12 protein-coding genes are annotated in these 11,645 nt (G+C 61.0%); 7 read left to right on the top strand and 5 right to left on the bottom strand.

Features of this window, described 5'->3' with window-relative positions; translation table 11 throughout:
• Together GGD57_RS26550 and GGD57_RS26545 are read right to left on the bottom strand one after the other, a co-directional pair.
• On the bottom strand, positions 1 to 953 hold a 953-nt coding region (locus tag GGD57_RS26550; RefSeq protein ID WP_246713744.1), incomplete at its 3' end, for an adenylosuccinate synthetase.
• Between the two features lie 124 nt (positions 954 to 1,077).
• Entirely contained in the window at positions 1,078 to 1,980 is a 903-nt protein-coding gene (locus tag GGD57_RS26545) for a VWA domain-containing protein (protein WP_184473158.1), read from the bottom strand.
• Positions 1,981 to 2,164: 184 nt separating this feature from the next.
• Between GGD57_RS26545 and GGD57_RS26540 the strand changes: the two genes are divergently transcribed.
• On the top strand, positions 2,165 to 2,833 hold the full coding sequence (locus tag GGD57_RS26540) for an NUDIX hydrolase (RefSeq protein ID WP_184473157.1): 669 nt from the start codon (positions 2,165 to 2,167) through the stop codon (positions 2,831 to 2,833).
• Positions 2,834 to 2,929: 96 nt separating this feature from the next.
• Positions 2,930 to 3,571, top strand: coding sequence for a LysE family translocator (locus tag GGD57_RS26535; RefSeq protein ID WP_184473156.1), 642 nt, complete (start codon positions 2,930 to 2,932; stop codon positions 3,569 to 3,571).
• Here the strand turns inward: GGD57_RS26535 and GGD57_RS26530 are convergent, their stop codons facing one another.
• Positions 3,572 to 4,003, bottom strand: coding sequence for a hypothetical protein (locus GGD57_RS26530; protein WP_184473162.1), 432 nt, complete (start codon positions 4,001 to 4,003; stop codon positions 3,572 to 3,574). It abuts the gene before it with no gap.
• A gap of 208 nt (positions 4,004 to 4,211) precedes the next feature.
• Between GGD57_RS26530 and GGD57_RS26525 the strand changes: the two genes are divergently transcribed.
• From GGD57_RS26525 to ppa, 4 genes are all read left to right on the top strand, one after another.
• A complete protein-coding gene (locus GGD57_RS26525) occupies positions 4,212 to 6,299 on the top strand; it encodes a M3 family metallopeptidase (RefSeq protein WP_184473155.1) in 2,088 nt (695 codons plus the stop codon).
• 157 nt (positions 6,300 to 6,456) lie between these two features.
• The gene (typA, locus tag GGD57_RS26520; RefSeq protein WP_097610300.1) at positions 6,457 to 8,277 is read left to right on the top strand and encodes a translational GTPase TypA; all 1,821 of its coding nucleotides are present in this window, start codon (positions 6,457 to 6,459) and stop codon (positions 8,275 to 8,277) included.
• Between the two features lie 198 nt (positions 8,278 to 8,475).
• Positions 8,476 to 8,982 (top strand): GNAT family N-acetyltransferase, encoded by a 507-nt coding sequence (locus GGD57_RS26515; protein ID WP_184473154.1) that lies wholly within the window; start codon positions 8,476 to 8,478, stop codon positions 8,980 to 8,982.
• A gap of 148 nt (positions 8,983 to 9,130) precedes the next feature.
• Positions 9,131 to 9,664, top strand: coding sequence for an inorganic diphosphatase (ppa, locus tag GGD57_RS26510; RefSeq protein ID WP_184473153.1), 534 nt, complete (start codon positions 9,131 to 9,133; stop codon positions 9,662 to 9,664).
• Positions 9,665 to 9,668: 4 nt separating this feature from the next.
• Here the strand turns inward: ppa and GGD57_RS26505 are convergent, their stop codons facing one another.
• Both GGD57_RS26505 and GGD57_RS26500 read right to left on the bottom strand, forming a co-directional pair.
• Positions 9,669 to 9,980 (bottom strand): DUF167 domain-containing protein, encoded by a 312-nt coding sequence (locus tag GGD57_RS26505; RefSeq protein ID WP_184473152.1) that lies wholly within the window; start codon positions 9,978 to 9,980, stop codon positions 9,669 to 9,671.
• Positions 9,977 to 10,267, bottom strand: coding sequence for a YggT family protein (locus GGD57_RS26500; protein WP_028757791.1), 291 nt, complete (start codon positions 10,265 to 10,267; stop codon positions 9,977 to 9,979). The genes GGD57_RS26505 and GGD57_RS26500 overlap by 4 nt, the downstream gene beginning before the upstream one ends.
• A gap of 139 nt (positions 10,268 to 10,406) precedes the next feature.
• Here GGD57_RS26500 and GGD57_RS26495 point away from each other — a divergent pair, with 139 nt between their 5' ends.
• Complete coding sequence (locus GGD57_RS26495) at positions 10,407 to 11,642, top strand: MFS transporter (RefSeq protein ID WP_184473151.1); 1,236 nt, start codon at positions 10,407 to 10,409, stop codon at positions 11,640 to 11,642.
• Positions 11,643 to 11,645 lie beyond the last annotated feature (3 nt).

The raw sequence follows: 11,645 nt of genomic DNA, 5'->3' as shown, positions 1-11,645 counted from the left end.
TCGATCCATCGCAACCTCCAAATCAACGGAGAGTCCTTGAATCTATTTGACGCAATAAAACAACTGCTTACTCGCCATATGCGATTCCCCTGCCCCTTGAGGGGGCCTGCGCCATGCCGGGTGGTGTAGCAGCGCGTCGCATATGTCGCGTCCAGCTCTGCGATGCCGGCCTCGGCCGAGATTGCGAGCATGTTGGCGAGCCCGGTATTCGAACGGGTGACGTGGGGAAACGCGCCGCGGTCTTGATCAAGCTCCAGGCCCTGCGCTGCTTCGAAGATGACAGGGCCGCGTTCGCACAGACGCCGGTCTGGCCAGAGCGCGACGCGGTCGAGATAGGCGGCGCAATCGGCCTCGAAGCGGGCGATGGTGATGTCGTCAGCCAGTGCGGCGGCCAATTCTGCGGGCAAGGCAGTGATCCCGAGCGCGGCCAGCCGGACAGGCACCCAGGCATCGCGGATGGAAACAAGCCGGGCATGCAGATCGGGACGAAACAGGTCCTTCATCGAGAGGGCGAATTCCGGGCGCAGATTGCGCTCGATGGTCTCGCCGAAGCCGAGGCCGCAACTGCCGTGACGGGCAGTGCCGCGCGCCAGCTCCAAGGCCTGGTTGATGATGACGTCGAAGGGCGTGGTGACCGGGGCACGCGGATCGCTGCTGATCTCGGGCTTCACACCCAGCTGGCCGAGGGCGGCCAATTCATCGAGCAGCAGCATCGGATGGGCGACGAAGAAACGGCTGAAATGGGTGGCAGCTCCGGCAAAGCTGCCGGCGCCGACATGGTGAAAGACATGGCGGGTGCCGGCCTCGCCAAGCACGGTATGGCCGGCCTGAGCACCACCATTGCTGCGAACCACTACGGCCCCCGGCGTGGCTGCGGCGAGGCGATCGACCATCAGTCCCTTGCCTTCGTCGCCATAAAGCGCGCCGATCACGGCCTGTGCCTGGGTGCTCATGTTCTGTTCCTCAAAATGGCGCCCGGAGCGCGCCGGGCTTTGTTCTGGAAGGTATGGGCCGGAGCGGTTCAGAACCGCTCCAACCCCTTGTCTTAAATCGGAAAGCGCCTGGCGCTTTCCCGGATTAGAAGAACGGCAGCAGGTGCCGCTTCGGGCGGTCGCCGATGGCTTTGGCGACGACCGCAGCTGCCGCACCTGGCCAACTGGCGGCCACGTCGGCGGGGTCGCGACCCTCGGTGATTTCGATGATCGAGACCACCAGCTCGGCAATGCGCCTGTAATCATCGAGCACGAAGGTGCGGCCGGGCAGTAGCGGCTGCCAGCTTTCGAGCACCCGGCCGAGCCTGCTGGCTGCATAGCCCTCGCGAATGACGATGTGGAAGACCTCGTAAGATCTCTCAGCCATCGCCAGGCATTCCCGGGCGCTCAGACCGCGCGGCGGTTGGATGCCGAAGATGCGGGCAATCTGAGGGGCGGTCAGGCCATTGTGAATCGGCTCGTCGCCGATGGTGAAGAGATAGCCCTTGCGGCCGCGTCTTTCGAAGGCATCGGTCGAGGTCTTGAGGGCTGCCAAAAGATGGGCGGCGCTGTAGCTCTCGCCGTCATTGCCGCCACCATTGCCTTCCAGCCACAAGGCGCGGATCTGGCTGGCAAGCGAGATGTCGGCCTCGAACTGGGTGGCCTGCAGCGGTGCCACATCGGTATCCGCATCTCCCACCGCCGCCACCATGATATGCGGGTCAGACACCGGACGGCGGTCGTAGATCTCCGATGTCAGGGTAATGAGCCCGCCGCGCATCAGTTCGTGGGCGATCATGCCCATCGAACCGGTCACATCCGAGGCCAGAATGATCGGGGTCGATTGCGGATTATAGGCGCTATCGCGGCTCTCGCGGGTGGCAAAGCGCGATGGATCGAACCGCGGGTCGATGCCGGTGGCGCCGAATACTTCCGACCGGCTGCGGCCATCTACATGACGTGCGTTGTAGGCTGCCCAGTCGGCCGTGCTGAAACGTCCCATACCCATGGCATCACTCCTTTGCTGTTGCCCTGGCGATCGGCTCGGGCATCTACCCGCCGCCGCTTCGATGCCAATGATATAAACTTGCAAAATGCAATTTGCAAGTAGCTATTTGCAAATTGTCATTTTCACGGTTGGCGGCTATGAGAGCGAGGAGAATGCCGGTCGAATAATTGGCGGGGAGATGCTGATGGCAGAGGCTCAATTCGCGCGACCAATCGTGACGGTCGATATCGTCTTGCTGACGTTGCACGAAGGACGGCTGTGCGTGGCGCTGCTGCCGCGGTCCGCCGAACCGTTTGCCGGCGTGCCGGCGCTGATCGGCGGTTATCTGCACATCGACGAGGACGCCGATGCGGAGGCGGCGGTGCGGCGTATCCTCAAGGCCAAGGCGGGGCTTGAGGGCTTATTCTTCGAACAGCTCGGGACCTTCGCTTCGGCTAGCCGCGACCCCCGCGACTGGTCGGTGTCGATCGCCTATTTTGCATTGGTGCCGCAGGGAGCGCTTGCAGGCGGCACAAGCCCTCTGGAATTGCGGCCGGCCGAGGCTGCCGGCAAGCTGCCTTTCGACCACAATGAGATCGTCGCCGCGGCGCTGGAGCGGTTGCGCGGCAAGGGCGCCTATTCGACCATTCCGGCGAGACTGCTTCCGGAGATTTTCACCATGTCGGAACTGCAGGCAATCTATGAGACGGTGATGAGCGAACGGCTCGATCAAAGCGCCTTTCGCCGCAAGATCAACGATCTCGATCTGCTCGAAGTGGTCGAGGGCGAAAAACGACAGACCGAGCGGGCCCGGCGACCGACGACACTCTATCGGTTGAAGGCGCCGCTTGCCGTGTTCGACCGAAGGATTTGAACGGATCGGCTGCCCCATCTCATCGGATGGTGGAAGCCACCCTTGACGGATGTCCGCGATCGCTTAGTCTGCCAAATCATCCTCCGGAGTATTTCCATGACCCAGTCCCTGGTCTTCGGCGCCTTTCTGGCGGCACTCTTCTACGTGCTCATTCCCGGACCCGCCTTCCTGCAGCTGCTCGGCATCGGCGCCGGGCAGGGCCGCAGGGCGGGCGCCTTGTTCATGATGGGGCATCTGGTCGGGGACATCATCTGGTCGTCGCTGGCGCTGATCGCGATCGTCGGGGCCAAGACGATCGGAACCTTCGTCTTCGATCTGCTCGGCCTTGCCTGCGGTTTCTATCTCGCCTGGATCGGCTGGAGCGCCGTCAACGCCAAGCCGAAAGCCGAAGGGCAGGCTCTGGTCATGGTCGAGCGGCCGTTTCGTCGTGGGCTGATCTTCGGCGTCACCAATCCGAAGGGTTATCCGGTGGCGCTCGCCACCTTCACCGCACTGGTTGCAGGCTCGGCCGGGGCGCTCGATTTCGAGGCGCTGCCGCTGCTCGTCGGCGTCTCCTTCGTCGGTTTCGTGACGGCCGACATCATCCTGATCGGCGTCATCGGCGCGGGCGCGGTGCGCCGCTTCTATCGCGCCCATGAACGCTTGATCGTGCGTTGCTCCGGCGTGCTCTTCATGGGTTTTGCCGCCCAGGCGCTATGGCACGCCACACCCGGCCTGCTCGGCTGGCGCAAGGCCTGATCAGCCATCCAGAAAGTTGACGATCGATTTCAGCGTCTGAACCTCATCGGGATCACCGATCGACGTGGCGATCTGGAGCTGGCTCTTGTAATAATCGAGGAAATTGAAGCTGGTGCCGTCGGTGACGCTGGAGAGGTCGATGACGTTGCCGAGCGGATCGATCGCATGCATCGGCAAGGGTTCTGAGATCGCAGCGTAGGTATTCTGATCGATCAGGCCGCTGTCGAAGCTCTGGCGTGCGTAATTGCGCAGCTCTCCAGGGCTGACCGCGGTGAAATCCGGACCTTCGTCGGGATTGTCTTCGATCTGGAATGAGGCCGGGGCCGGAGCTTTGGTCTCGATTTCAATATCAGAGGTCTTCGAAGTTTTTGCGTTATTAGGATTGTTTTTAAATAGCAAACTCTGAGAAGACCGCACAGAAAAAATTTCCATGGCGCATGTCCCCTTACAGGAAGAATATCGGGAAACTAGCGCCTGCGCGTGATTCGCGTCAATCGTTAACAAATGGTTAATTTGCACGCGCCAATTTTTGTCCACCAGATTTGGCAGGCGAGACGAAAGGCGCTTGCTGCAACATACCAATTCCGCGGCGGCTCTCCTATATGACGATCCACCTGCATGCCAAAAAGGAATTTCTCCGATGTCTTCTCCCCGTGCTTTCAATCCGGCGCTGGTCAACTGGGACGGTCTTCACGGCCTGCCGCGTTTCGATGCCGTCGACGATGGCGATTTTGCCGCCGCCTTCGACGCGGCGCTTGCCGCCCATGAAGCGGAGATCGATGAAATCGCCGCCAATGGCGATGCCCCGACATTCGACAATACGGTCGTGGCGCTGGAGATTGCCGGCGATGCGTTGTCGCGTGTTTCCGCACTTTTCTGGAACAAGGCGGGCGCCCATACCAATGACGTGATCCAGGCGCTGGAGCGGGAGATCTCGCCGAAGATGTCGCGTCACTATTCGAAGATCGGGATGAATGCGGCACTTTTTTCCCGCATCGACATGCTCTGGGAAAAACGTGAGAGCCTTGGCCTGACGCTCGAACAGGCGCGTGTGCTGGAGCGCCACTGGAAAGGCTTCGTCAAATCGGGCGCCAAGCTCGAGAAGGCCGAGCAGGAGAAACTGGCGGCGATCAACGAAAAGCTTGCCGGTCTCGGGACGCAATTCGGGCAGAACGTGCTGGCCGACGAGACGGCCTGGGCACTGGTGCTTTCCGATGGAGCCGAGCTCGACGGGCTGCCGGAATTCCTTCGCGACGCAATGGCCGCGGCAGCGCGCGAACGCGGCGAAGAAGGCAAATATGCGGTGACGCTGTCACGCTCGATCATCGAGCCGTTCCTGACCTTCTCGGAGCGCCGCGATCTGCGCGAGCAGGCTTTCAAGGCATGGGTGGCGCGCGGCGAAAATGATGGCGCGACGGACAATCGCGCCGTCATCAGGCAGACCCTGGCCCTGCGTCATCAGGTGGCGACGCTGCTCGGTTACGGCAATTTCGCCGAGCTGAAGCTCGACAACACCATGGCGAAGACGGCGGGTGCGGTTAACGAGCTGCTGAAAGCCGTCTGGGCGCGGGCGGTGAAACGCGCCGGCGAGGAGGAGGCCGATATATCGGCGCTGATTACCGAGGAGGGACGTAATCACGAGGTGATGCCGTGGGACTGGCGCCACTATGCCGAAAAGATCCGGGCGCGGAAGTTCGATTTCTCCGAGGCCGAGCTTAAGCCCTATCTGCAGCTCGAGAAGATCATCGAGGCCTGCTTCGATGTGGCCGGCCGGCTGTTCGGTATCCGCGCCGTCGAGAAGAAGGATGTGGCCGCCTATCACCCGGATGTCCGGGTCTTTGAGATCAGGGATCGCGAAGACCGGCTGGTCGCGCTGTTCCTCGGCGATTATTTCGCCCGCGGCTCGAAACGATCGGGCGCCTGGATGAGCTCGCTGCAATCGCAGCACAGGCTGGAACTGAAGAACGGCCGCCACGGCGAGCTGCCGATCATCTATAATGTCTGCAACTTCGCCAAGCCGGCGCAAGGCAAGCCGGCGCTGCTGTCGCTCGACGATGCGCGCACGCTGTTCCACGAATTCGGCCATGCGCTGCACGGCATGCTTTCCAACGTCACCTACCCCTCCGTCTCCGGCACCGGCGTTTCACGCGATTTCGTCGAGCTGCCGTCGCAGCTCTATGAGCACTGGCTGACGGTGCCCGATATTCTGAAGCGTTATGCCGTGCATGTCGAAACCGGCGAACCGATGCCGCAGGTGCTGCTCGACAAGGTGCTGGCCGCCCGCACCTTCAATGCCGGCTTCAACACCGTCGAGTTCACCTCGTCGGCGCTCGTCGACATGGCGTTTCACACGAGAACGGCCGTCGAGGATCCGATGGCGGTGCAGGCGGAGGTTCTGGCCGAGATCGGCATGCCGAAATCGATCGTCATGCGCCATGCGACGCCGCACTTCCAGCACATTTTCTCCGGCGGTTATTCGGCCGGTTATTACTCCTACATGTGGTCTGAGGTGCTCGACGCCGACGCCTTCGCCGCCTTCGAGGAGACGGGAGACGCCTTCAACGGCGAGATGGCGCGCAAGCTCAAGGAAAACATCTATTCCGTCGGCGGCTCGGTCGATCCGGAGGATGCCTACAAGGCCTTCCGCGGCAAGCTGCCGAGCCCGAATGCGATGCTTCTGAAAAAAGGACTTTCGACCTTCGAGGAATTGACAGGCAGCGACGCCTAAGACAATTTGATGACACGCTTCGATGCGGCATGGCGGTAGCCATGCCGCAGCTTTCGCGCGTTGCCCCCTTTCGCAAACGCAAAAAAAACTGTATGGACGCCCCAAACTAATAGGCGCGTCCTTACGAGCGTGCGCCCCAGCCTCAGAGATTTGACATATGGCACTTCGCAATATCGCGATCATCGCGCACGTTGACCATGGCAAGACGACCCTGGTGGACGAGCTTCTGAAACAGTCCGGCTCGTTCCGCGAAAATCAGCGTGTCGCCGAACGCGTGATGGACTCGAACGATCTCGAAAAAGAACGCGGCATCACCATTCTCGCCAAGGCAACCTCGGTCGAGTGGAAGGGTGTCCGCATCAACATCGTCGACACCCCCGGCCACGCCGACTTCGGCGGTGAGGTCGAGCGCATTCTCTCGATGGTGGACGGCGCGATCGTCCTCGTCGATGCGTCGGAAGGCCCGATGCCGCAGACCAAGTTCGTCGTCGGCAAGGCGCTGAAGGTCGGTCTTCGCCCGATCGTCGCGATCAACAAGATCGACCGTCCGGACGGCCGCCACGAAGAAGTCATCAACGAAGTCTTCGATCTTTTCGCCAATCTCGACGCGACCGACGAGCAGCTCGACTTCCCGATCCTCTACGGTTCCGGTCGCGACGGCTGGATGAACGTCAATCCGGAAGGCCCGAAGGATGAGGGTCTTGCACCGCTCCTCGACCTGGTGCTGAAGCACGTTCCGGAGCCGACGGTCGAAGAAGGCCCGTTCCGCATGATCGGCACGATCCTCGAAGCCAACCCCTTTCTCGGCCGTATCATCACCGGCCGCATCGCATCGGGCTCGATCAAGCCGAACCAGGCCGTCAAGGTTCTCGGCCAGGATGGCAAGCTGATCGAAACCGGTCGTATCTCCAAGATCCTCGCTTTCCGCGGCATCGAACGCACGGCGATCGAAGAAGCACACGCAGGTGACATCGTCGCGATCGCCGGCCTCTCCAAGGGCACCGTCGCCGACACCTTCTGCGATCCGGCCGTCTCGGAAGCCATGAAGGCGCAGCCGATCGACCCGCCGACCGTGACCATGTCCTTCATCGTCAACGACAGCCCGCTGGCCGGCACCGAAGGCGACAAGGTGACCTCGCGTGTCATTCGCGACCGTCTCTTCAAGGAAGCCGAAGGCAACGTCGCGCTGAAGATCGAAGAAGCCGAAGGCAAGGATTCGTTCTACGTGTCCGGCCGCGGCGAACTTCAGCTCGCCGTTCTCATCGAGACCATGCGTCGCGAAGGCTTCGAACTTGCCGTGTCGCGTCCGCGCGTCGTCATGCACAAGGATGAAAGCGGCCAGCTTCTGGAGCCGATCGAAGAAGTCGTCGTCGACGTCGACGAAGAACATTCCGGTGTCGTCGTGCAGAAAATGTCCGAGCGCAAGGCCGAAATGGTCGAGCTGCGTCCGTCGGGCGGCAACCGTCTTCGCCTGCGTTTCTACGCACCGACCCGTGGCCTGATCGGCTACCAGTCGGAACTGCTGACGGACACGCGCGGCACGGCGATCATGAACCGCCTGTTCCACGACTACCAGCCCTACAAGGGCGTGATTGGTGGCCGCGTCAACGGCGTGCTTCTCGCCAACGCTTCCGGCGAAGCCGTCGCCTATGCGATGTTCAACCTGGAAGATCGCGGCCCGATGATCATCGAGCCGGGCGAAAAGGTCTATGCCGGCATGATCATCGGCATCCATTCGCGCGACAACGACCTTGAAGTCAACGTGCTGAAGGGCAAGCAGCTCACCAACATCCGCGCCGCCGGCAAGGACGAAGCGGTGAAGCTGACGCCGCCGATCCGCATGACGCTCGATCGCGCGCTCTCCTGGATCCAGGATGACGAGCTGATGGAAGTGACGCCGAAGAACATTCGCCTGCGCAAGATGTATCTCGACGCCAACGATCGCAAGCGTTTCGAAAAGTCCAAAGCCGCTCTCTGAGTCCTTGGAAACAGCATTTGAAACCCCGGCCTTGGTGCCGGGGTTTTTTATTGTGCGCTGCGCTGATTCCGACTTGTGACAATCGTTAAAAAAGCGTTAAATTTTCTCTGTCGTCCACATATCAAGTCTGTGGGCAATCGATCACGATGCGCTGGCCGCATATGGTTAATTGCCTTTGGCAGGACCAGAGTAAACGTTATGAAGACGTTGTCGATCGATGTCCGGCGGGCCGAACCGCACGATGCCCGGGCCATATCGGAAACACACAGGCTCGCCTGGCAGCACACCTATGCGGGCATCATTCCGCATCGGGCGCTGACGCAGATGATCGAGCGGCGCGGGGAAAACTGGTGGCGCAAGGCGACACGCGGACCGGCAACGCTGCTGGTTCTCGATGTTGCCGGAACGGTTGCCGGTTACGCCACGCTTGGCCTCAATCGCGCCCGCGCCCTGCCGCAGGAAGGCGAGATTTACGAGCTTTACCTCCGCCCCGAATATCAGGGCATCGGCCTCGGCAGAATGCTGTTCGGCGAGGCGCGACGGCTGTTGAAGTCGCTCGGCTGCAAGGGGCTGGTCGTCTGGTGCCTCGAGGATAACGAGACCGCCAGCCGCTTCTACCGCAATCACGGCGGTGTCGATTTCTGCGAAGGCATGGAAAATTTCGACCACAAGCAGTTGAAGAAGATCGGCTTCATCTGGAACTGACCGGATTGGTCAGCCTTGGCCACTCGCCCATTCCAAAGTTTTGACCTCTTTGCACGGGTGCCATCACGCATTGGTGATCTCCAATGTTGCGTTGCCACATGAAACTGATTATCTGGCTGCGAGCAATTCAACTTCGCAGGAGTTTCCTATGCGCATCGATGCCATTTCAATCGGTAAGAATCCACCTGAGGACGTCAACGTTATCGTCGAGGTCCCAGTTGGCGGCCATCCCATCAAGTATGAGATGGACAAGGAAGCCGGTACGCTGGTGGTCGATCGTTTCCTCTATACGCCGATGACCTATCCGGGCAATTATGGTTTCGTGCCGCACACGCTGTCGGAAGACGGCGACCCGATCGACGTGCTGATCGCCAGCACCCGCCCGCTGGTTCCCGGCTGCGTCATCAATGTGCGCCCGATCGGCGTCCTGAAGATGGAAGACAATTCCGGCAAGGACGAGAAGATCATCGCCGTGCCGTCGCCGAAGCTGACGCTGCGCTACGAGAAGGTGAAGGATTACACCGATCTTCCGGAAATCACGCTGAAGCAGATCGAGCACTTCTTCGAGCACTACAAGGATCTGGAGCCCGGCAAGTGGGTGAAGATCTACGGCTGGGGCGATTCCAAGGAAGCCGGCCAGCTCATCCTCGAAGCCGTCGAGCGCGCCAAGACGAAGGGCTGATTGTTCAGCCGAAAAGCGTTTCGAGCTTTTTTGCCAAATCCTCCGGATCGCCGTCGATCCGGAGGATTTTTTTGCGTGCGGTCTCACCGGAGACGAGGCTGATGCTGGATTTGGGGATGCGCAGCGATTGGGCGACGAGAAGGATCAGGGCCTTGTTGGCCTTGCCCTTTTCCGGGACGGATGTGACGCGCGCCTTCAGGTGGGTTTCGCCTTCGCCATCCGCCTCGATGCCATCGATTGCGTCACGCCCGCCATTCGGCGTCAGCCGGACGGCGAGGCGCAGATGATCACTGAAAAGGCTCCAGGGATGGTTCAAGCGACCAGCGGGTACAGCGTGGTCCAAAGCAAGGTGCGCAGGAAGAAGATGATCAAGAGCAGGATGATCGGCGAAATGTCGATGCCGCCGAGGTTCGGCAAAAAGCGGCGGATCGGCTTCAGCGCCGGTTCGGTAACATTATAGAGGAAGGTGCCGACCGAATTGACGAACTGATTGCTGGAGTTGATGACGTTAAAGGCATAGAGCCAAGAAAAAATGGCACTGCCAATCAGGATCCAGGTGTAAATATTCAAAGCCAAATCAATGGTTTGAAACAGCGCAAACATCGTCATCTCCAAATTCGTTGTTGACAGACATGTAGACATTGGCGACTAAACGAGCAAGTGCCGTGTGCAGACGCATGGCAAATCATGTTTAACGGGCGGCCCGCAGCCATTCCGGCCTCCGCTTCCTCGGACAACGCCCATGTCGTTCTCGCCCACCGGAGACCGTTTTGCCGCGTTCCGGCATTCCTCCTACACGCGATTCTTCTTCGCGCGCTTCCTGCTGTCCTTTTCGCAGCAGATCGTCAGCGTCGCCGTCGGCTGGCAGATGTACGACCAGACGGGCAAGGCGATCTATCTCGGCCTGATCGGGCTGGTGCAGTTCCTGCCGTCGCTGCTGCTCATCCTCGTCACCGGTTCGGTGGCCGACCGGCACAATCGCCGGGCGATCGCCGCGCTCTGCTCGCTGGTGAGCGCGCTCTGCACGCTGGCGCTGCTTGTCATGACTCTTATGGGGACCTTCACGCCCCTGCCTGTTTTCGCCGTGCTTCTGATCTTCGGCATCGAACGCGCCTTCATGTCGCCGGCGGTGCAGTCGCTGGCGCCCAACCTCGTGCCGGAGCACGCTCTTTCCAATGCGATCGCCTGGAACTCGTCGTCCTGGCAGCTCGCGGCGATCACCGGGCCGGTGATCGGCGGTCTGCTCTACGGCTTCAGCGCCGCGACGGCCTATACGGTGGCAGTGATCTTTTCCGTGCTCGGTGCGGCTCTTCTCTACATGATCCCGAAGCCGGAGCAGAAGACGGTGGGTGAGACCAAGAGCTGGGCGATGATCCTCGGCGGCTTCAGCTTCATCCGCGCCGAAAGGGTGGTGCTCGGGGCGATCTCCCTCGATCTCTTCGCCGTGCTGCTCGGCGGCGCCACCGCACTGATGCCGATCTTCGCTCGCGATATCCTGACGCTTGGTCCCTGGGGGCTGGGGCTGCTGCGCGCGGCCCCGGGGCTCGGCGCCATCGTTATGGCGATCTTCCTTGCCGCCTATCCGCTGAAACACCGCGCCGGCCTCTATATGTTCATCGGCGTCGCCCTGTTCGGCGTCGGAACCATCATCTTCGGCGTTTCGACCAATACCGAAGTCTCGATCGCGGCGCTGGCGCTGATGGGGGCGGCCGACATGGTGTCGGTCTATGTGCGGGAGAGCCTAATCGCGCTCTGGACGCCCGATCAGCTGCGCGGCCGCGTCAATGCGGTCAACATGGTCTTCGTCGGCGCTTCGAACGAACTCGGGGAATTCAGGGCGGGCACGATGGCATCGATCTTCGGTGCGGTGCCGGCGGTTGTTATCGGCGGGATCGGAACGCTTGCCGTGGCGGCGATCTGGGCTTCGAGTTTCCCGAAATTGCGGCAGATCGATACGCTCGACGCGCCCGGCACATAGAGG

The sequence above is a fragment of the Rhizobium esperanzae genome, from assembly GCF_014197615.1.
Lineage (GTDB): Bacteria > Pseudomonadota > Alphaproteobacteria > Rhizobiales > Rhizobiaceae > Rhizobium > Rhizobium esperanzae_A.
Note: the sequence above shows the minus strand (reverse complement) of the source record. Positions and strands in the feature narration are given on the sequence as shown.